Source organism: Microbacterium karelineae (genome assembly GCF_009745985.1).
Lineage (GTDB): Bacteria > Actinomycetota > Actinomycetes > Actinomycetales > Microbacteriaceae > Microbacterium > Microbacterium karelineae.
Window position 1 is genome coordinate 1 of sequence record NZ_WFIX01000189.1, and the last position, 20,469, is coordinate 20,469.

20 protein-coding genes are annotated in these 20,469 nt (G+C 71.3%); 12 read left to right on the plus strand and 8 right to left on the minus strand.

The annotated features are described in order from the left end of the window. The coding region (locus tag GB932_RS19265) for an HNH endonuclease signature motif containing protein (RefSeq protein WP_197517476.1) at positions 1–1,103 on the plus strand (1,103 nt) is incomplete at its 5' end. Between the two features lie 215 nt (positions 1,104–1,318). Further along, positions 1,319–1,753 carry a bleomycin resistance protein gene (locus tag GB932_RS12985; RefSeq protein WP_156761128.1) on the plus strand — a complete coding sequence of 145 codons (435 nt, stop codon included), beginning with the start codon at positions 1,319–1,321 and terminating at the stop codon, positions 1,751–1,753. A gap of 49 nt (positions 1,754–1,802) precedes the next feature. Here the strand turns inward: GB932_RS12985 and GB932_RS12990 are convergent, their stop codons facing one another. From GB932_RS12990 to GB932_RS13020, 7 genes are all read right to left on the minus strand, one after another. Beyond that, on the minus strand, positions 1,803–2,918 hold the full coding sequence (locus GB932_RS12990) for a right-handed parallel beta-helix repeat-containing protein (RefSeq protein WP_197517477.1): 1,116 nt from the start codon (positions 2,916–2,918) through the stop codon (positions 1,803–1,805). A 176-nt stretch (positions 2,919–3,094) separates the two neighbouring features. Beyond that, complete coding sequence (locus GB932_RS12995) at positions 3,095–4,603, minus strand: carboxyl transferase domain-containing protein (RefSeq protein ID WP_156761129.1); 1,509 nt, start codon at positions 4,601–4,603, stop codon at positions 3,095–3,097. After that, positions 4,600–5,790 carry a CaiB/BaiF CoA transferase family protein gene (locus GB932_RS13000; protein WP_156761130.1) on the minus strand — a complete coding sequence of 397 codons (1,191 nt, stop codon included), beginning with the start codon at positions 5,788–5,790 and terminating at the stop codon, positions 4,600–4,602. The genes GB932_RS12995 and GB932_RS13000 overlap by 4 nt, the downstream gene beginning before the upstream one ends. Beyond that, positions 5,790–7,427 (minus strand): FAD-dependent monooxygenase, encoded by a 1,638-nt coding sequence (locus tag GB932_RS13005; RefSeq protein WP_197517478.1) that lies wholly within the window; start codon positions 7,425–7,427, stop codon positions 5,790–5,792. Before GB932_RS13005 ends, GB932_RS13000 begins: the two co-directional genes overlap by 1 nt. Beyond that, complete coding sequence (locus GB932_RS13010) at positions 7,424–8,731, minus strand: MFS transporter (RefSeq protein ID WP_156761131.1); 1,308 nt, start codon at positions 8,729–8,731, stop codon at positions 7,424–7,426. Before GB932_RS13010 ends, GB932_RS13005 begins: the two co-directional genes overlap by 4 nt. Before the next feature lie 22 nt (positions 8,732–8,753). Further along, the gene (locus tag GB932_RS13015; RefSeq protein ID WP_156761132.1) at positions 8,754–9,980 is read right to left on the minus strand and encodes a DUF3500 domain-containing protein; all 1,227 of its coding nucleotides are present in this window, start codon (positions 9,978–9,980) and stop codon (positions 8,754–8,756) included. After that, positions 9,977–10,693, minus strand: coding sequence for a FadR/GntR family transcriptional regulator (locus tag GB932_RS13020; protein WP_156761133.1), 717 nt, complete (start codon positions 10,691–10,693; stop codon positions 9,977–9,979). The genes GB932_RS13015 and GB932_RS13020 overlap by 4 nt, the downstream gene beginning before the upstream one ends. A gap of 87 nt (positions 10,694–10,780) precedes the next feature. Between GB932_RS13020 and GB932_RS13025 the strand changes: the two genes are divergently transcribed. Further along, the gene (locus GB932_RS13025) at positions 10,781–11,656 is read left to right on the plus strand and encodes a fumarylacetoacetate hydrolase family protein (RefSeq protein WP_156761134.1); all 876 of its coding nucleotides are present in this window, start codon (positions 10,781–10,783) and stop codon (positions 11,654–11,656) included. Positions 11,657–11,727: 71 nt separating this feature from the next. Then, complete coding sequence (locus GB932_RS13030; RefSeq protein WP_156761135.1) at positions 11,728–12,366, plus strand: M23 family metallopeptidase; 639 nt, start codon at positions 11,728–11,730, stop codon at positions 12,364–12,366. A 5-nt stretch (positions 12,367–12,371) separates the two neighbouring features. Here the strand turns inward: GB932_RS13030 and GB932_RS13035 are convergent, their stop codons facing one another. Continuing rightward, positions 12,372–12,935 carry a MarR family winged helix-turn-helix transcriptional regulator gene (locus GB932_RS13035; protein WP_231916187.1) on the minus strand — a complete coding sequence of 188 codons (564 nt, stop codon included), beginning with the start codon at positions 12,933–12,935 and terminating at the stop codon, positions 12,372–12,374. Between the two features lie 64 nt (positions 12,936–12,999). On the opposite strand from GB932_RS13035, the gene idi reads away from it, so the two are divergent. The 8 genes from idi to GB932_RS13070 are packed head-to-tail and all read left to right on the plus strand — an operon-like array spanning position 13,000 to position 20,453. Beyond that, positions 13,000–14,580, plus strand: a complete 1,581-nt coding sequence (gene idi, locus GB932_RS19650) for an isopentenyl-diphosphate Delta-isomerase (RefSeq protein ID WP_306769960.1) — start codon at positions 13,000–13,002, stop codon at positions 14,578–14,580. Then, complete coding sequence (locus GB932_RS19275) at positions 14,559–15,443, plus strand: phytoene/squalene synthase family protein (protein ID WP_197517480.1); 885 nt, start codon at positions 14,559–14,561, stop codon at positions 15,441–15,443. The genes idi and GB932_RS19275 overlap by 22 nt, the downstream gene beginning before the upstream one ends. Further along, complete coding sequence (gene crtI, locus GB932_RS19280) at positions 15,440–16,999, plus strand: phytoene desaturase family protein (protein WP_197517481.1); 1,560 nt, start codon at positions 15,440–15,442, stop codon at positions 16,997–16,999. Before GB932_RS19275 ends, crtI begins: the two co-directional genes overlap by 4 nt. Next, positions 16,996–17,319, plus strand: coding sequence for a lycopene cyclase domain-containing protein (locus GB932_RS13050; RefSeq protein WP_156761136.1), 324 nt, complete (start codon positions 16,996–16,998; stop codon positions 17,317–17,319). The genes crtI and GB932_RS13050 overlap by 4 nt, the downstream gene beginning before the upstream one ends. Next, positions 17,316–17,642, plus strand: a complete 327-nt coding sequence (locus GB932_RS13055; RefSeq protein ID WP_197517482.1) for a lycopene cyclase domain-containing protein — start codon at positions 17,316–17,318, stop codon at positions 17,640–17,642. The genes GB932_RS13050 and GB932_RS13055 overlap by 4 nt, the downstream gene beginning before the upstream one ends. Beyond that, positions 17,639–18,529 carry a prenyltransferase gene (locus tag GB932_RS13060; RefSeq protein WP_156761138.1) on the plus strand — a complete coding sequence of 297 codons (891 nt, stop codon included), beginning with the start codon at positions 17,639–17,641 and terminating at the stop codon, positions 18,527–18,529. The genes GB932_RS13055 and GB932_RS13060 overlap by 4 nt, the downstream gene beginning before the upstream one ends. Beyond that, entirely contained in the window at positions 18,526–19,998 is a 1,473-nt protein-coding gene (locus GB932_RS13065; protein ID WP_156761139.1) for an SDR family oxidoreductase, read from the plus strand. The genes GB932_RS13060 and GB932_RS13065 overlap by 4 nt, the downstream gene beginning before the upstream one ends. Further along, positions 19,995–20,453, plus strand: coding sequence for a pyrimidine dimer DNA glycosylase/endonuclease V (locus tag GB932_RS13070; protein WP_156761140.1), 459 nt, complete (start codon positions 19,995–19,997; stop codon positions 20,451–20,453). Before GB932_RS13065 ends, GB932_RS13070 begins: the two co-directional genes overlap by 4 nt. Positions 20,454–20,469: the final 16 nt, after the last annotated feature.

Consider the following 20,469-nt stretch of genomic DNA (forward strand, 5'->3'; position numbering starts at 1 on the left):
TGGTGGCGGCCACGGATCTGCGGTCGATGGATCAGCTGCGGGTGGACATCCTCGCCGACATCCTCCTCACCTCGGCGCCGACGGGGCACGAGCTGCATGCTTCCGGGACCGGGGTGGGGCTGGACCGGATCCAGGCGGCGGTGCAGGTGACGATCCCGGCCTCGCAGATCCTCGATCCGGATGCCGGGACGGCGAGGGTCGATGAGGGCGGGATCATCGCCCCCGACGCGGCGCGGCGCGTGGCGGGCGGGGCCTCCGGGTGGGACAGGCTGTTCGTCCGGCCGGAGTCGGGACGGGTCATCGCGGTGGACAGGTATCGGCCGTCACCGGCGCAGAGACGGGCGTTGATCGGGCGGGATGTGACGTGCCGGTTCCCGGGGTGCACCACGCCCGCGCGGAGGGCGGATATCGATCATTCGCGGGAGTACGCCCGCGGTGGGCTGACGGAGATCTCGAATATGGCGCATCTGTGTGAGCCGCATCACGTGATGAAGCACAACTCGGGGTGGGGTCTGAGACAGGTGGAGGGCGGGGTGTTGGAGTGGACCAGTCCTGCCGGGCGGGTGTATCGCGACGAGCCGTTGGGGCGGGTGTTCTTCCAGGACATCCCTGAGAGCGTTCCGGGCGGCGAGGGCGCGCACGGCGCGGCGGAGGATCCCATTCCGGACGGGAACGCCGTGCGAGATCGCGCCGCGCAGCCTGATGATGTGGAGCCCAGCGACACGCAGGACGGCGACACGCAGCCTGGCGACGCGCACGTCGACGAGGCGACCGGGGACGTGCCGGCCGGTGATCCGTGGCGGGACATGATGCGCTCGATCACCGCGCGGGCCCGCGTGGCGGAGGCGTTCGCGGCCAAGCGCGTCGAAGATGCCGGTCGCGATGATCGGAATCGGAAGCTCCGGCAGGCCCGGGCGCAGGACAGGCGCGACGATGACGAGGAGCGCGACGATGCCCGGATGGAGGCGCTGATGAACGATCTCACGGAGGACGAGCTCCACGAGCTCGCCTTCGGCGAGGCGATCGCCAGCGGGAAGATCACCGACCCCGCCGCGGGATGGTGGGACCAGCTGGACGAGCCCGCGTGGTTCGAGCGGCCATGACCGGCGCCCTCGCATGTGTCGCCCATTGCGTCCGTGCCTCGCGGGCCTCAGGCGCCCGCGCTACGCGCCCGCCGCGCCGCGCTGTGCCGCGCCCCGCCGTGCCCGCGCCGCGCCCGCCCGCCGTGCCCGCGCCCCGGCCCCGCCGTGCCCGCGCCGCCGTGCCCGCGCCGCGCCTGACGTGCCGTGTGCCGCGCCTGCCATGCCACGCTGGGACGATGACCTCTCCCGACACAGACCCTGCGCTGGTGCCCGAGCTGCTCGTCAGCGATGTCTCACGGAGCATCGCCTTCTGGTGCGGGGTCTGCGGGTTCGAGATCGCCTACGAGCGACCCGACGAGGGGTTCGCGTACCTCACCCGCGGTTCCGCGCACGTCATGTTGGAGAAGCACGGGGTCGGTCGCAACTGGATCACGGCGCCCCTGGGTCCGCCGCTCGGCCGGGGGATCAACTTCCAGATCAGCGTTCCCGACATCGCCCCGATCCTCGCAGCACTGCGAGGAGCACGCCACCCGCTGTTCATGGCGCCGGAGGAGAAGTGGTACCGCGTCAGCGATGGCGAAGAGGCGGGCGTCCGGCAGTTCCTCGTGGCAGACCCCGACGGCTACCTCCTCCGATTCCAGCAGTCCCTCGCCCGCCGGCCGATCAACTGAGGGTGCTGGAGGGGCCGCCCCCGCACGCGGAGACGGCCCCTGACGCGACTCAGCAGACGTTCACCGACGCGTTGCCGGTGATGCTCCAGTTCACGTTCACACCGCAGGGCGACTCGCGCACCGACGTGTTGTCGACGCGCAGCCAGACCCACACATCGCGCGTGTTGGGGAACTCGCTGCGCGCCGCGACCCGCACCTCGCCGCCGCCGTTCACGGTGCCGCCGCGGATCGAGACGTTGTAGCAGTTCTCGATGAGGATCGCGTTGCTGCCGTTGTTCGCCAGGTCGACGTTCTTGATGACCACGCCGCCCGACTGCGAGACGCAGAACACGCCGCGCCCACCGCCGCGGGAGATGACGTTGTCGACCCAGATGTTCGTGTCGTACCCGCCGTCGGCCTCCTGGCCATTGTTGTTCGCCATACGGAATGTCGCATATCCCGTCCCCGTGCCGACGTTCTCACCGTCGACCGTGCCGACCCAGCCGTTCGTCGAGTTCTGGATCAGCAGGCCCGACTCGCCGACGTCCCGCGCCGTCACACGCGCGATGCTGAAGCCATCGATGTTCCACGTCTCGACTGCGTGGCTGCTCGCGCCCTCGACATAGATGTCGTCCATCGTCACGTCCGTGCTGCCGGGCAGGTCGCGCTCGAAGCGGATCCCGAGCCCGCTGTCGAGATTCATGTCCACGTCGCCGAGGTGCAGGCCGTGCGCATCGGCGATGCGCATGCCGAAGTAGGGGTTGCCCGTCATGTTCATGTGCGGCACCGAGACATCCGTCACCCCGATCGCCTGCACGGCGCCCTTCCCGGCCCTGTAGCCGACGCCCATCGTGCCGCACACCTCGAACGCGGTGCGGCTCGGCAGGTCGATCGCGTTGTCGCCGATCCACCCGCTCGCCATCACCGAGACCTTCTCCTGGCTGGTCCGGTTCGGGTCGAGCGCGCCGATCGCCTCCCAGATCGCGACGATGTACAGATCGCCCGCGTAGACGGTCTGGCCGTGATAGGTCGTCGTGAAGCCGGACGACTGGCTGCCCGTCACGACGGCATCGCCCCCGCCGCATGTGGCCGCCGTCGCGGGCGACGCGCCGACCGCCTGGATCGTGCCGATGGTCAGCAGGACCGCCGCCGCGGCGGCCATTCTGCGCATGATGGATCGGATCACTGATGCTCCTCCTCGAGCCTCGTGTATCGATAGAACGATTCAACTTCGTCGTCGAATCCGAGCGCGGCCGGATCGCGCGAACGCATCCACACGATGGATCGACCAACGGGTTGAAACGTATCGATTTCCACACGCGGCGTCAAGGATCCGGGATACCGGACGGCGTCTGGTGCGCGCTATCCCAGCCGCCGATACCTCTCGTGGCGGAGGACGCGGCGGCGGTCGGGCTGCATCAGCTGCAGCGCGGCGAGCTCCTGGGCGATCGCGTCGCCCATCCGCACGCAGAACGCTTCGCGCTCGGCGGACGCGTCGGGGCGCTCTGCGACGATCCGGTCGACGATGCCCGCCGCGCGCAGCCGCGCCGATGCAACGCCCTGCTGCTCGGCGAGCTCGGGTGCGTGCGCCGTGTCGCGGTGGACGATCGCCGACGCGCCCTCGGGAGGCAGGGGAGACAGCCAGGCGTGCTCAGCCGCGAGCGTGCGATCGGCCGGCAGGATCGCGAGCGCCCCGCCGCCCGTTCCCTCGCCGAGCAGGACCGAGAGGGTCGCGCCCCGATGCGTCGCGAGGTCGGCGAGGCAGTGCGCGATCTCGCTCGCGAGGCCGCCCTCCTCCGCCTCCTGCGAGAGCGCCGCCCCCGGGGTGTCGATCACCGTGACGAGCGGGAGCTTGAGCTCCTCCGAGAGGTGCATGGCGCGCCGCGCCGCCCGCAGGCCCCCGGGCCCGAGCGGAGCGTGCGCCCGCTGCGTGCGGCGATCCTGCCCGACGACGACGCACGGGATCCCGCCGAAGCGCGCGAGGCACAGCGCGAGGCCCGGATCGCGTTCGCCCTGCCCCGTTCCCGACAGCGGCACGACGTCCGTCGCGGCGTGGCGCAGCAGCTGCCGCAGGCCCGGCCGGCGCCGGTCGCGCGTGCGGGTGATCGCCGCCCACGCGTCCGTCGCGCCGGGCGGATCCTCGCCCGCGGATCCCGGATCCGCCGCCCGCGCCGTCAGCTCGGCGTGCGTCGGCCGCTCGAGCAGCCGCAGCGTGCGCCGCACCACGTCGCGCAGACCCTCGGGCGGCAGCACGCCGTCGATGACGCCGTGCGCGGCGAGGTTCTCCGACGACTGCACTCCCTCCGGGAACCGCTCGCCGTACAGCGCCTCGTACACGCGCGGCCCGAGGAAGCCGACCAGGGCGCCGGGCTCGGCGACCGTCACCTGCCCGAGTGATCCGAATGACGCGAGCGCCCCACCCGTCGACGGGTGCCGAAGATAGGTCAGATACGGCAGCCCCGCGTCCTGATGGGCGGCGACGGCCGCCGCGATCTTCACCATCGCGACGAAAGCGACCGTTCCCTCCTGCATGCGCGTGCCGCCCGACGCCGTCGACGCCAGCACGGGGAGGCCCTCGGCGGTCGCGCGCTCCATCGCGGCCACGAAGCGCTCCGCCGCCGCGATCCCGACGGATCCGGCGAGGAACGCGAACTCGCAGGCGATGAGCGCGACGCGGCGGCCGTCGACGAGCGCCTCGCCCGTGACGATCGATTCGTCGACGCCCGCCTTCTCCGCCGCCGCCGCGAGCTCCGCGCGGTACGCGTCGCCGAGATCCGGCTCGGCCGGCGCCGTGTCCCACGAGCGGTGGGTTCCGGCGTCGGCGATCAGCGCGATGAGCTCGGCGGCCGAGGTGCGCCGCGGGGCGCTCATCGCGCCGCCTCGCCCTCTGCCAGCCACGAGCGGATCGCGTCGCCGTGCTGATCCAGCACAGGCGGCGCCAGATGCTCGCTCCGCACGCGCTCGTTCCCGCCGTCGCCGTCGAAGAAGCGCAGCACGGGCCCCGGCAGGCTGATCTCGCCGAGAGCCGCGTGGTCGACGTCGACGAGGAGCCCCTGAGAGCGCACCTGATCCCACGCGTACACCTCGTCGAGTCCGCGGACCTTGCCCGCGGGGATCCCCGCGCCCGCGAGGCGCGCGAGCAGGGGCTCGGCGTCGTGATCCGCGAACGCCGCCTCGACGAACGCGATCGTCTCGCCGCGGTGGGCCACGCGCTCCGCGTTCGTCGCGAGGCCGGGAGCCGCCGCGTCGAGCCCGAACTCGGCGCAGAAGGCCTGCCACAGGCGGTCGCTGCCGACGCTGATCTGCACGGCGCCGTCGCGGCAGCGGAACAGGCCGTACGGCGCGATCGACGGGTGGTGGTTGCCCTGCGCCTGCGGCGTCTCGCCCGCGACGGTCGCGCGGGTTCCCTGGAACGCGTGCACGCCGACGATCGACGAGAGCAGCGAGGTGCGCACGACGCGCCCCCGACCGGTGTGTTCGCGCTCGTACAGCGCCGCGAGCACGCCGACGACACCGTGGATCCCGCCGAGCAGATCGGCGATCGGCGTGCCGACGCGCTGCGGATCGTCGGGCGCGGATCCCGTCAGCGACATGAGCCCGGCCTCGCCCTGCACGATCTGGTCATACCCGGCGCGACCGCCCTCGGGGCCGTCGTGGCCGAATCCCGTGATCGACAGCTGCACGAGGCGCGGGTTCAGCTCGGCGAGCGCCGCGGCGCCGAAGTCGAGGCGGTCCATGACGCCCGTGCGGAAGTTCTCGATCACGACATCAGCGCGCGCGAGCAGCTCCGTCAGCACGGCGCGGCCGTCGTCCGACTTCAGGTCGAGGGCGATCGACTCCTTGTTGCGATTGCACGACAGGAAGTACGTCGAGTGCTCGGCCCCGTCGGATCCCTCGACGAACGGCGGCCCCCATGAGCGGGTGTCGTCGCCGGATCCCGGCGCCTCCACCTTGATCACGCGCGCCCCGAGGTCGCCGAGCATCTGGCCCGCGTGCGGGCCGGCGAGCGCCCGCGACAGGTCCACGACCAGCACACCGTCCAGCGATCCTCTGTCCATCACGCCACCTCTTCCATCGTCCGCAGCGCCCTGCTGAGCGCATCGTATGCCTCGTTCGGATCCTCGCCGCGCCAGGCGACCATCTGGTCGGGGCGCACGAGCACGCAGCCCGCGCCCCACAGCTCCCGCGCGCGCTCGCGGGCGTCGCCGTCGATCTCGACGGTGCGCAGGTGCGCGGCGCCCGGCCCGGCCGGCGCCGGGAGGCCGAGCGTCAGGAGCGTGAAGTCCGGGCCGAGCGCGTCGTAGACCGCGCGTCCGTCGTCGAGCCAGAGGTGCGGCAGCAGGTGACCCGGCGCGGCCGACGGCCGGTAGGCGACCGCGTCGGGCTCCGCGCCCGCGTCGCCCCGCTGGTGCAGCGGGCTGTCCGGGTAGCTGTATCCGAGCACGAGCCCCTCGGCATGGAACTCAGCCGCCTTGACCGCCAGGCTCTCGTGCGCCCTGGCCCTGGCCGCGTCGCCCTCGGCGCCGGGGGAGGCGAGGTCGGGGGCCGCGAACGTATACGCGAGGTGCCGCGTGTTGTGCGCGGCGACGTCGAGCATGCGGCGCGCCGCGGGGCGACGCTCCGCCTCGTACGAGTCGAGGAGCTCCCCGCCCGCCCAGCCGCCGAGCACGGCCGCGAGCTTCCACGAGAGGTTGAGGGCGTCGAGCACGCAGGTGTTGAATCCGTGTCCGCCGAAGGGCGGGTTGAGGTGCGCGGCGTCGCCGACGAGGAACACGCGCCCCGCGTCGTACGCGTCGGCGAGCAGCATGCGCGCCGTCCACGGATCCGTGCCGAGCACCTCGACGTCGATGTCGTCGCCGACTCCGGCGAGGCGGCGCACGAGCCCCTCGGGATCCGTGCACTCGTCCGGGTCGACGCCCTGCACGATCGTCCACCACAGCTCGTCGCGGTCGAGCTGGCCGATCATGCCCGACACCTCGCCGACGACCCAGAACTGCACGGCGGGCGCGATCGTGACGCGTTCGACGAGGGCGCGCGAGCGGAACACGACGTTGAAGTTCGGCCGCGGCGCCGACGTGCCGTCGAGGCGGATGCCGAGGGATCGGCGCACGGCCGAGGCGCCTCCGTCTGCGCCGACGAGGAACTCGGCGCGCACACGGCGGGAGGGGGCGCCCGTCTCGGCGCCCGCTTCCTCGATGATCGCGACGGGCGCGTCCGGGTCCTCGACCTCGCGCACCCGCAGGCCGTATGCGACGGTGACGAGCGGATCCTCGTCGACCGCCTCACGCAGCACGCGCTCGACGGTCGGCTGAGGCACCTGCTGGCCGGTCTCCGGCGAGTGCGCGAAGCCGTCGCGGTACAGCTGGAAGGCGTGCCGGAAACGCCGCAGCTCGTAGCCGTCGAGGCCCGTGCAGAAGGCGACGTCCTCCGAGTACTCCGCGTCGAGCGGCGCCACGGCACGCAGCCGGTCGGCGAGCCCGAGCCCGCGCAGCAGCGTCATGGTGCGGGCGTTCGTCGTCTTCGCGCGCGGGCGGAACGGATCCACGTCGACGCGCGGCTCGACCACGAGCGAGCGCACGCCGCGCCGCGCGAGGTCGAGAGCCATCATGAGACCGGACGGCCCGCCGCCCGCGATCAGGACGGGGATCTCGCGGGGGAGCGCCGCGAGGGGGGATTCCGTGGGGGAGGCGTTCACGCGCGCGGGGCCTTTCGACGTCGGGGGAGGAGGAGGGTGATGACGACGCCGACCGCAGCGGGGATGCCGAAGGCGATGGCGGCCGAGGCGATCGCGCCCTCGGATCCGATCACGAGCGAGCCGTAGTAGGGCCCCGCGATCGCGCCGATGCGGCCGATGCCGAGCGCCCAGCCGAGGCCCGTCGCCCGCATGTCACCCGGGTAGTACTGCGCGACGTGGTCGTTGATCATGTTCTGGGTGCCCATGCCGCCGAAGCCGGCGAGGACGACCGCGACGATGAGCGGCCACCCCGTCACCCCGAGCAGGAGGGCGCCGAGCGCGATCGTCGCGGACAGGAAGCCGAGCCCCATGACGAGCTTCGGCGACGTGCGCTGGCTGACGATCGATCCGATGATGGTGCCCACGATCGCGCCGAGTGAGTACCAGAGCAGGAAGGCGATCGCGGCGCTCGTGCCGAAGCCGGACTCGCGCATGATCTGCGGCAGCCAGGTCGTCAGGCCGAAGATCGTCAGCAGGCTGATGATGCAGGCGGCCCAGATGAGCACGGTCGCCCCGCCCATGCCGCCGCCGAAGAGCGCGGCCACGCGTTCCGACATGCGCCCGCGATCGGCCGTGCGGATCGTGCGGGTGGACTGCGCGTCGGCGGGGAGGCCGTACGCCTCGGCGATCCGCGCGGCCTCGTCGGTGCGCCCCTGTGCGCGCAGGAAGGTCGGCGACTCGGGGATCGCCTTCAGCAGGAACGGCACGAGAACCAGCGCGAGGCCGCCGAGCGCGTAGACCGGGCGCACGCCGAACTCGGGCAGCAGGTTCATCGAGGCGGTCGCGGCGAGCAGGAGTCCGACGGCCGGCGCCGTGAGGACGAGCCCGACGGCGATCGACTTCCGCTCGGGGCGGGCGAACTCGTTGGCGACAGAGACGGCCACGGGCAGCAGGCCGCCGATGCCGAGACAGGCGAGCAGGCGGAACACCGCGAACCACGTGAAGTCGGGCGCGACGGCGCACGCGAGCATGAACACCGAGAAGGTGATGACCGAGGCGGCGAGCACGCGCCGGCGCCCGATCCGGTCGGACAGCATGCCGGATCCGAGCGAGCCGACGAGCATGCCGACGAGAGCGATGGATCCGACCAGCCCCGCCTGCTGCGGCGTGACGCCCCAGTTGTCGGGGCCGAGGAACCCGGGGAGCGTGGCGCCGTAGACCGCGAGGTCGTAGCCGTCGCCCACGATCGCGAGCCAGCAGAGCAGGAAGATGCCGAGCGACGACCGCTTCGTCGTCGCGGCGGAGGTGGTGTGCGGAGTGCTCAACGTCGAGCCCTTCTCTCGTGCGCTAGTGCGCGTGTCCGGCCTGGCGCACGAGCTCGCGACCGTAGTCGTTGCCGTTCGGCGTGCGAATGACCGTGTGGATGTGGAATGGCTGAGGCTGATCGTTCGCGAGGAACACGCCGCAGTGGTGGTCGATCTCGACGATCACGACGGGGCTCTGCACCCGGCAGTAGAACGGATCCGTCTCGCCTGTCCCGCCGATCCAGGAGAACCAGGTCTCGTCGAGGTGGGCGCGGATCTCGGCCATGCGCAGCCGCGCCGGCCCGTCGGGGAGGATGGACACGAAGTCCGCGACGAGGGCGAGGACGGCGTCGCGCGCCGTGGCCGACATCTCATCGGCGCGCACGCCCTCATACGGGATGACGCGGTTGTCCTGGAAGGCGCCGGCGAGGTGCCGCTCGTCGCCCGGGTGCAGCCGGCCCGCGGGCAGGTCCGTCATGCTCTCGTGCACGACGGCGTCCGCGCGCTGCGCGTCGGTCAGCTCGGCCATGACGCGCCGGCCGAGGGCGATCCGCTCCGTGAAGGCGACGGTCCCGGCGTGCGGTCCCTCGTCGATCTCGTTCGGCTCGGCGCCGAGGAAGACGGGCGAGACGACCATCTGGCCGCCGATCACGACGCAGTTCACGGCGCAGTGGTGCCCGAACAGCTGCCATCCCCAGGGATCCTCGTGTCCCGGCGTGCCGTAGAGCGACACGTTGTACGAGAACTCGTTCATGATGCCCGGGAGGCCGACGACGTCGCCGAGGAAGCCGTTGATGCGCATCATGGTGCGCACATCGTCGGCGCCGCGGGTGCTGAGGCTCGCGTCGACGAGATCGAGGAACGCCTCGCGGACCGCCGGCGGCTGGAACTCGAGCCGGAGCCCCGTGTCGAACTGCAGGAATTCGGGGTTGGCCCAGTGCTGCCACTCGCGCGAGTCGATCGGGTGGAGGATCCGCGCGCGGGCGTCGTCGTCGAGCAGGGCGAGCAGCCGCTCGGCGGCCGCCACCATGGCGGCGTCCGGGGCGGCGTCCCCGGGGTTCGGGTGTCGCAGCTCGTAGAGGCCGGGGATGAGCGCGCCGTCCGAGGTGACGCCCGAGAACGGCTCGTCGTAGAGGGCCTTCCAGCCTGCGATGAGGTCGCCCGTGAAGTCGTCGTGGCGCGCGACGGGGGCATACGCGTAGGCGTCGAGCCCGCGCAGCTCGGCGATCCGTGGGTGGTCCGCGGGGAAGAGGTGGTCGCGGAAGCTCATCGCGCGTCCTCGTCGCGGTGGTCGTGCGAGCGCACGGCCCGGCGGATCGCGGCGGCGTCACCGTCCGCGATCGCCTCGACGAGATCGCGGTGCACGGCCGCGCGGTCCGCGATGTACGCCGCCTCGAGATCCGAGTCGCCGTACGCCGGCTCGCTGCGTTCGAGATACCCGAGGCAGCTGATGTAGACGGCGCTCATCATCGCGTTCGGGGCCAGCTCCGCGATGAGCTCGTGCAAGTGCCAGTTGCGGCGGAGGAACTCCTCGTACCCGATGCCGGGCTCGGCCATCGCCCGCACGGCCGCGCGGAGAGAGGCGGCGTCGGCTTCGCGGCAGCGCTCGGCGGCGCCGAGCGCGATCGGCTCCTCGAGCGCCTCGCGCAGCTGGATCGCGTCGCGCACCGCGTCGGCGGATCCGCGCGCCGTCAGGAGTGTGTGGCGCATCCGCACGACGGGGGTCTCGGCGGCGATGAAGAGGCCGCCGCCGCGGCCGGGACGGATCTCGAGCATCCCGCGCTCACGCAGCAGGCGCACCGCCTCGCTGACCGTCGTGCGGGCGAAGCCGACCTCGTCGCGGATCTCGTCGAGCGTTCCGAGGCGGTCGCCGGGGCGCAGGGAGCGCTCCTGGATGTGGGCGAGGAGCGTGTCGGCGAGCTGCTCGGCGCGCGAGCGCGGCGCGGCGACCGAGAGCTGATCGAGATGCGACGTCACTGTCATGTGCCCCACTATAGACGCATAAGGTATGAATGTTTAAGTACTTTGTCCGCGCAACAGCGCGGGCCTCCTCAGCGACAGGGTGGTCTCATGCGGGTAATCGGAGTGGATCTCGTCGGCGCGGCCGGCATCGAAGACGGCGTGTGGGCGGCGGCCGTCGGAGGCCTCGACACGCCGACCGTCGGCCGGGCGGAGCTCATCGCGCCCCTGCGCGTGTTCTGGGCGGATCCGCGCGCCGCGATGTCCGCGCCCGACGGACGTGCAGTCGAGGTCGGCGGCGAGAACGGAGCGCGCGTCGTGCCGCCCGTGCTGCCCGAGGCGCGCGTCATCTGCATCGGGCTGAACTACCGCGATCACATCGCTGAGGGATCGTTCGCGGAGGTCGAGCACCCGCCGTATCCGACTCTCTTCGCCCGCTGGACCCGATCGCTCGTCGCGGGCGGCGTGAGCGCGCCGACGAACGCGAACGAGCGCGGCCTCGACTGGGAGGGCGAGATCGCCGCGTGGGTCGGCGCCGACCTGTGCGAAGCGACGGCGGATGAGGCGCGTGCCGCGATCCTCGGCTATTCGACGTTCAACGACCTCACCTCGCGCATCGCTCAGAAGCTGACATCGCAGTGGATCCTCGGCAAGAACGGCGACCGCTCCGGCCCCATCGGCCCGCTCGTCACCGCCGACGAGGCGGGGGACCTGCGGGACGGCCTGCGCCTCACGACGCGCGTCAACGGCGAGGTCGTGCAGGAGTCGACATCCGACCGCCAGATCTACGAGGCGGGTGAGACGCTCGCCCTCATCTCGCAGACGTTCACGCTGCGCCCCGGAGACATCCTCTGCACGGGCACCCCCTCGGGCGTCGGCTACGCGCGCGACCCCGAGTGGCTGCTGCGGGACGGCGACGTCGTCGAGGTCGAGGTCGAGCGCCTCGGCGCGCTCCGCACCCCGATCACGGGGCACGCGACGCGCTGAGCCGGGAGGTGCACGCCGGAAGTCTGGGTGAGCCCATCGACGCGGCGCCCGGCGTCCGGCAGGCTGGCGCCATGACGGGTTCCTGGGCGGCATCGACCACGATCGATGTCTCCTACCCTTTCTCGGGCCGCTGGCTTGTTCAGAACAGTCCGGCCGATCGCGTGCCGAGCCACGGCACCGCGCGATTCGGATCCGCCCACGCGATCGACTTCGTGCCCGTAGGCGCAGACGGGCGTTCGGCGCCGGTCACGGTGCGGACGCTGTTCTGGACCGAGGACCCGGGATCGTTCCCCGGCTTCGGGCGTCCGATCGTCGCGCCCGTCGACGGCCGCGTCGTGTCGGCCGTCGACGCGTTCGAGGATCATCCCGCGTATCGCGGGTTCACATCGATGTCATATGCGCTGACCCAGGGACGGCGCCTCACCGAGGGATGGGAGGGGCTCGCCGGCAACCACGTGCTCATCTCGACTGATCCGGGGGTGGTGATCGCCCTCTGCCACCTGCGACGTGGCAGCGTGCTCCCGGTGCGCGGAGACGTGGTCCGGGCCGGCGAGCGCATCGCCGAGTGCGGCAACTCGGGAAACAGCACCGAGCCACACCTCCACGTACAGGCGATGAGCGGAGCGGATCCGATGACCGCGTGCGCCGTCTCCATGGCATTCGACGGTGAGGTACCCGCGGCTGGACGGATCGTGATGGTCGGTTGCTAGAGCCTTCAGCGTCCGGAACCCTCTGGCGGATCGAGGAGATGTCCCTGCGGCGCGTCGGCCTCGGTCAGGGACTTCAGGAAGCGGATGACCGCGGCGCGCTCGCCGCCCGACAGCGCGGCCGCGGCGGCGAAGCGGCGTGCGTGCTGCCGGCCGACCGTCTCTCGCGCGACCCGCCGAGTGGACGCGGTGACGCGGATCCGGGTCGTGCGGCGATCTGATGGGTGGGCCGTGCGAACGAGATGTCCGCCGTCGACAAGTCGGTCGATGAGCTTCGTCGTCGACGCGCTGGAGATGCCGACACCGTGGGCGATGTCCTTCGGGGTGACGATCTCTCCGCGCTGCTGCGCCCGCATGATCATGCGGATCGCCCGCATATCGGTCTCGTTGAGATGCATGTAGCGGGCGGAGAGCTCCGCGAGCGTTCGGGCTGCGCTCTGCCAATCTGCGAGCGCCTCCATCACATCGAACGCCTGTGCGATGTCGCCCTCGGCGAGTCCGTGCAGGTCGACGAGGTCGGGGTCGATCGACGCGCGGCGTGCGCCCATCGACGGATGCTGATCTTCGACCATCTCTCGATCCTACCTTTTCTATGCTAGGTTGAATTCTTGCCAAGCTAACGAAAAGGGTGTGATCGTGGAGGAAGTCGTCCTGGTCGATGGGGACGGAGTGCCCGTCGGCACACACCCCAAGGCGACCGTCCACGGCGTGTCGACGCCTCGTCATCTCGCGTTCTCCTGCCACGTGGTGGGCCAGGACGGCCGGGTCCTGATGACCCGACGCGCCCTCGGCAAGCGAACCTGGCCTGGCGTCTGGACCAACTCGTTCTGCGGACATCCGCAGCCGGGGGAGCCGCGCGAGGAAGCGGTGCATCGGCGCGCCGCGTTCGAGCTCGGCCTCGAGATCGAGATCCTGTCGTGCCCCTTGCCCGACTTCGGCTACGTCGCCCGGGACGCCTCAGGCATCGAGGAGAACGAGCACTGCCCGGTGTTCGTCGCGCGCGCCCTCTCTGAGCCGTCGCCCCACCCCGACGAGGTCGCGGAGACGCGATGGGTCGACCCAGGGGAGCTCTCCGTGGGTGTCGGTGCCGCGCCGTGGGCGTTCAGCCCGTGGCTCGTCGAACATCTCGAGGCGGTGCTGCCGCACCTGACCGGCGCGGCGCGCCCGGCTGGTCACGAACCGCTCGACACGGCCTTCGAACGTCGGCTCGACGAGATCCTCGCGGGCGCGCGTGCGCGTTCTCGCCGCTTCGCGCCATCGTTCCTCGAACTGTGGAACGCGATCGAGTCGGTCGTGCGCGGCGGAAAGAGGATCCGACCGCGGTTGCTCTTCGACGCGTACCGCGCGATGGGCGGACGCGACGAGAGCGCCGCGATCGACGCCGCGTGCGCTGTGGAGCTCCTGCACGCGGCGCTGATCACGCACGACGACGTCATCGACGGAGATCTCACGCGACGCGGTCGTGAGAACGTGGCGGGGCGATTCAGCGCCGGGGCGCGGCGGGCGGGCGCCTCCGGACATGCGGCGCGGACCTGGGGTGATGCGTCCGGGATCATCGCCGGCGATCTGCTCCTGACCACGGCGCATGGCCTCATCGCAGGACTCGACGTGGATGCGCCTCGCCGCGCCGCCGCTCTGGCGGTGTTCGACGACACGGTCTTCGAGAGCGCCGCGGGCGAGCATTCCGACGTCCGGCTCAGCATGCACCTGGGGACGGCTTCGCCCGACGAGATCCTGACGACCGCCGAACAGAAGACCGCGCCCTACTCCTTCCGGGCGCCGCTTCTGCTCGGCGCGCTCCTCGCCGGAGCGACGGGAGGCGCCCTCGACGCGCTGGACGGCGTCGCGCGCGACATCGGCGTGATCTATCAGCTGCGCGACGACGTCCTCGGCACCTTCGGCGACGAGAGCGAGACCGGGAAATCGGTGCTGAGCGATCTCCGCGAGGGCAAGGAGACCCTCCTGATCTCGTATGCGCGATCGCACCCGGATTGGCCCGGAGTGGCATCGTACGTCGGAGACGCACGTCTCACGGCGGACGAGGGCGAGCGCGTGCGGACCGTCGTCGAGACCTCCGGCGCCCGCGCCGCCGTGGAGGCGCTCATCGGCGAGCGACGCGCCGCCGTGACCGCACGCCTGCGTGCGTCGGATCTTCCCTCCGAGCTGGTCTCCCGACTGACGGAGGTGAGCGAATCGTGCAGCGCGCGCCGCTTCTGAGCGCCACCGACCTGGACCTCTACGACCGGGCCGCGACCGAGAGCGCGTCGATCGTCGTCCGTCGGTACTCGACATCGTTCGCGTGGGCGAGCCGTCTGATGGCTCCCCGGGTCCGCACACACGTCGCCCGCATCTACGCGCTCGTCCGGGTCGCCGACGAACTCGTCGACGGCCCAGCCGAGGCGGCGGGCGTCGGCCGGGCGGAGAGGCGCACGCTCCTCGACGCGCTGGAGCGCGAGACGATGCGGGCCATCGAGCGGGGATACAGCACGAACCTCGTCGTCCACGCGTTTGCGATCACGGCGCGCGAGCACGGCTTCGGGGCGGAGCTGGCGGCGCCGTTCTTCGCGTCGATGCGGGCCGACATCGAGCCCGTCGACTTCGACGAGACCGCCCTGGCGGCCTACATCCACGGGTCGGCCGAGGTCGTGGGGCTCATGTGCCTGGCAGTGTTCGAAGATGGTCGGACGCGGTCGGATCGCGACCGCGCGCTGCTCGAGGACGGGGCCCGACGGCTCGGCGCCGCCTTTCAGAAGATCAACTTCCTGCGCGACTACGCAGACGACCGCGATGAGCTCGGTCGGTGCTATCTGCCGGGCGTCGACCGTGATCTCACGGATGCCGTGAAGGCAGCGACGGTGCGCGACATCCGGCGCGATCTGGCCTGCGCGGACGCCGCGATCCCGCTCATCGCCCCGTCCGCACGGGCGGCGGTGTGGGCCGCGCGCACGCTCTTCGGCGAACTCGTCGATCGCGTGGATCGCGTGCCGGTCTCGACCCTCGTGCGTGAGCGGGTGCGGGTGCCCGACTCCGTCAAGGCGCGGATCCTCATCCGAGCCCTCGCGCGGAGGGCCGCGCGATGACCCGCTCGCGTGCGGTGGTCATCGGGGGAGGAGTGAGCGGACTCGCGACGGCCAGCCTGCTCGCTCGGGACGGCCACGAGGTCACCCTCGTCGAGCGCCGTCCGGTGCTCGGCGGGCGCGCGGGGTCGTGGGAGCGCGACGGCTTCGTCTTCGACACGGGCCCGTCCTGGTACCTCATGCCCGAGGTGTTCGAGCACTTCTACCGGATGGTCGGCTCCACCACGGCCGAGCACCTCCGGCTCGTCGATCTCGACCCGGGATACCGCGTCTACGGTGAGCCGAGCGAGGGAGCGGCGGACAACGCGATCGATGTACGAGCGGGCCGGGACGCCGTCGCCGCTTTGTTCGAAGGCCGCGAGCCGGGCGCGGGGCGGCGGGCCCGACGCTACCTCCGGTCCGCGACGCGGGCATACGAGGCGGCGCGCACGTCATATCTGTACAACCCGTTCTCCTCGTGGCGCACGTTTCTCGCCCCGAGCGTGCTGAAGAACGCACCGGCGATCCTCCCGCTGCTGTCCCGCTCGCTCTGGACGATGATCCGGCGTCGTTTCGCGGACCGGAGACTCCGTCAGATCCTCGGGTATCCGGCCGTGTTCCTCGGGACGTCGCCGTTCGACGCGCCGGCCCTCTACCACCTGATGAGCCACATGGATCTCGTCGACGGAGTGCGATACCCCCTCGGAGGGTTCCGCCGATTCGCGGACTCGCTCGTCGAGATCGCGCGGGAGAACGGCGTCACCATCGAGACAGCCTGCGAGGCGGTCGCGATCCGCCGGGACGCGTCGCACGTGCGCGGGGTCGACGTCGAGCAGTCCGGCGGCCGTCGCGTCCTCGAGGCGGACATCGTCGTGTCCGCGATCGACGAGCACCATACCGAGACCGTTCTGCTCGCGGAGAGCGACCGTTCCTATCCGAAAGCCCGCTGGCGGAACCAGGTGACCGGCCCTGGGGCGGTGCTCGTCATGCTCGGCGTCGCGGACGAGCTGCCCCAGCTGCGACACCACACACTGCTCTTCTCGAACGACTGGCGCGACAATTTCGATGCGATCTTCGGAGACACCCCACGGGTCCCCGACACGCCGTCCTTCTACGTGTGCATGCCGAGCGCGACCGACGACGCGGTCGCGCCGTCGGGCCACGAGAATCTCTTCCTCCTCGTGCCCGTCCCGCCGGACGTCACGATCGGCCGTGGCGGTGTCGGCGGCTACGGCGATCCCGCGGTCACGAAGATCGCCGACCGCGCCATCGAGCAGCTCTCCGCGTGGGCGGGGATCCCGGACCTCACGGAGCGCATCGTGGTCCGGCGCACCGTCGGCCCCGGCGACTTCGCCGACGACTTCCACTCGTACCGAGGGAGCGCGCTGGGTCCTGCGCACACCTTGCGCCAGAGCGCCTTCCTCCGCGGGCGGACGCGGTCGCGCCGGGTCCCCGGCCTCTACTACACGGGAGCGACGTCGGTGCCCGGCGTGGGCGTGCCCATGTGCCTGATCGGCGCGGAGCTCGTCCTCAAGCACGTGCGCGGAGACAGCTCCGTGGGCCCGCTGGAGGAACCGTGAGCATCGTGTACGCGATCGCGATCGTGCTCAGCGCGACGGGTATCGCCGTGCTCGACCGGCGATTCCATCTCGCGTTCGGCCGGGCGCCGCGTCGCACCGCCGTGCTGCTCGGCATCGGCGTCGCATTCTTCCTCGCGTGGGACGCCGTCGGGATCGCACTCGGTGTCTTCCGACACCTCGACTCGCGGTGGGCGACGGGGATCATGGTCGCACCGCAGCTCCCGCTCGAGGAGGTGATGTTCGTCACGTTCCTCACCTACCTCACCCTCGTGCTGCTCGGCGCATGGCGACAGATCGACCATCGGAAGGACGGGGCATGACCTACCTGCTGATGTCCGTCCCGTTCGTCGCCGTCGGCATGGTCGTCTTCGCGCTCGGCGCTGTCCGCGCGTCCCGCCGCCACGACCTTCCGCAGTACCTCCGAGGGTGGGCCGGGGCGGCGGCATGTCTGCTGATCCTCACCGCGATCTTCGACAACGCGATGATGGCCGCCGGATTCTTCGACTTCGGCGACGGTCACACCACGGGCATAAGACTGGGACTCATCCCGCTTGAGGATCTCCTGTACCCGGCCGTCGGGTCTCTCCTCCTGGCAGGTGCGCTCGAGCTGCTCGACGGCCGCGGACGAGGGGAGCGCGCATGACGGGCGTACTGACCGCGGCGCGTGCTCTCATCGTCGCCTCCCGCCCCCTGAGCTGGATCAACACGGCGTATCCGTTCGCAGCGGTCATGATTCTCACGACGGGCGACATCGACGTGACGACGGTCGTCGGCACGCTGTTCTTCCTCGTGCCGTACAACCTGCTCATGTACGGGGTCAACGACGTGTTCGACTACGCCTCCGACATCGCGAATCCCCGCAAAGGCGGCGTGGAGGGCGCGATGCTGCCCCCGCGACTTCACCGCACGACGCTCTTCGCGGCCACCGCACTGACCGCTCCCTTCGTCGTCGCGCTCGCTTGGCTCGGTGCCGAGCGCCCAGAGAGCTGGGCGATGCTCGGCGTGAGCTTGTTTGCAGTGATCGCGTACTCGGCACCGGGGCTGCGGTTCAAGGAGGTCCCGTTGCTCGACTCGGTCACGTCGAGCACGCACTTCGTGACGCCGGCGCTCTGCGCGATCGCGCTCGCCGGGACGACGCTCACGACGCCGCTCATCGTCTCCCTCACGGCGTTCTTCCTGTGGGGGATGGCGAGTCATGCCTTCGGCGCTGTGCAGGACATCGTGCCCGACCGGCGAGCCGGCATCGGATCCATCGCGACGGCGCTGGGCGCTGCGCCGACCGTGCGCCTCACCGTCGCCCTGTGGTCCGGGGCGGGAGCGCTCATGCTGTTCACGCCGTGGCCGGCCGCGCTCGTCGCGGCCGTGGCGGTGCCGTACGTGGCGAGCGCTCTGCCCTACATCCGTGTGTCGGACGAGCGGTCGGGAAGCGTGCACCGAGCGTGGCGCCGTTTCCTCGTGATCAACTACGCCGCCGGCGCCGCGGTCACCATCCTCCTCATCGTCGGCGCGACGGAAGGCCTCTTCTCATGACCCGCGTCCTCGTCACCGGCGCGACCGGCTACATCGGCGGCCGTCTCGTGCCCCAGCTGCTCGAGGCGGGGCACGAGGTCACGTGCCTGGTGCGCTCACCGTGGAAGCTCACCGACGTGCCCTGGGAGGATCGCGTGCGCGTCGTGGAAGGAGACCTGTCCGACGCCGATGCCGTGCGTCGTGCGATGGCGGGCGTCGACGTGGCGTTCTACCTCGTGCACTCGATGCGGGCCGGGACGGACTTCGGCGCGGCCGAGAAGCGCGATGCCACGGTCTTCTCCGCGGCGGCCGCGGATGCCGGCGTCGGACGGATCGTCTACCTCGGCGGACTCCACCCGGCCGGCGCCCGTCTGTCCCCCCATCTCGCCTCCCGGGCCGCGATCGGCCGGGTGCTCCTGGACGGAGCCGTGCCCGCCGTCGTGTTCCAGGCCGGCATCGTGATCGGATCCGGTTCCGCATCGTTCGAGATGATCCGTCACCTCACCGAGGTGCTGCCGTACATGCCGGCGCCGCGTTGGGTGCTTCATCGCGTCCAGCCGATCGCCGTGCGCGACGTCCTCCGCTACCTCACGGCGTCCGTGACCCTGGCGGGCGACATCAACCGCCCCTTTGACATCGGCGGCCCGGACGTGCTGCGATACGGCCAGATGATGAACGGCTATGCCGTGGAGGCTGGGCTCCGGCAGCGCCCGATCGCAGCGCTGCCCGTGCTCACGCCATGGCTCGCCTCGCAATGGGTGAATCTCGTCACGCCGGTCCCACGCAGGATCGCCGTTCCGATCATCGCGTCGCTGCAGAATGACTGCGTCGCCGACGAGCACGACATCGACCGCGTGATCCCGCCGCCGGCGGAGGGACTGCTGTCGTATCGCGAGGCGGTGCGGCTCGCACTGCGTCGCGAGCGCGACGGCAAGGTCGAGACGAGCTGGCAGAGCGCGACGGTCCCCGGCGCCCCCAGCGACCCGCTGCCGAGCGACCCGGACTGGTCCGGACACGCGGTCCGGATCGACGAGCGCGAGCGGAGCAGCGGCGCATCCGCGGAGTCGGTCTGGGCGATCATCGAGTCGATCGGCGGCGCGAACGGATGGTATTCGTCCCCGATCGCCTGGGCGGTGCGGGGGTGGATCGACCGGATCGCGGGCGGCGTCGGCATGCGCCGCGGACGGCGGCACCCGTCACGTCTCGCTACGGGAGATGTGATCGACGTCTGGCGCGTCGAATCGATCGACCGCGGGCGGCGTCTTCGTCTGCGGGCCGAGATGCGCATGCCGGGGCGGGGGTGGCTCGAGCTCGGCGTCGAGCCGGCCCAGACCGGCAGCGTGTACCGCCAGCGAGCGGTGTTCATTCCGAAGGGGCTCGCGGGGAGACTGTACTGGGCGGTTCTCCTGCCGTTCCACGGGATCATATTCGGGGGCATGGTCGCGAGCATCCTGCACGCGGCCGAACGGTCGGGCGAGGAGCGAGCATGAGGCTCTGGTCCCTCCACCCGCGCCACCTCGATCGCATCGGCCTCGTCGCCGCGTGGCGCGAGGCGCTCCTCGCACAGGCCGTGATCGCAGACCCGGAGCGCGGCTACTCACACCATCCGCAGCTGATCCGCTTCCGCGAGGCCGAGGAGCCAGCGCGTGCGATCGGTGACTTCCTCCTCGCCATCGTCGACGAGGCCGATGCGCGCGGCTACCGCTTCGCCCGCGACAAGATCCGCGAGACGGGATCGCTCGCGCCGCTCACCATCACCACGGGGCAGCTCGGCTACGAGTGGACCCACCTCACGCGCAAGCTTCGCCGGCGCAGCCCCGATGTCTGGGGACGCTGGCGGGACCTGTCGGCGCCCGATCCCCATCCGATCTTCTCCGTCGTCGACGGACCGATCGCCGACTGGGAGAAGTCGGATCCCGGATCCTCGAGCAGCGCCCGATCGTGACCCTTCCCAACCCTCC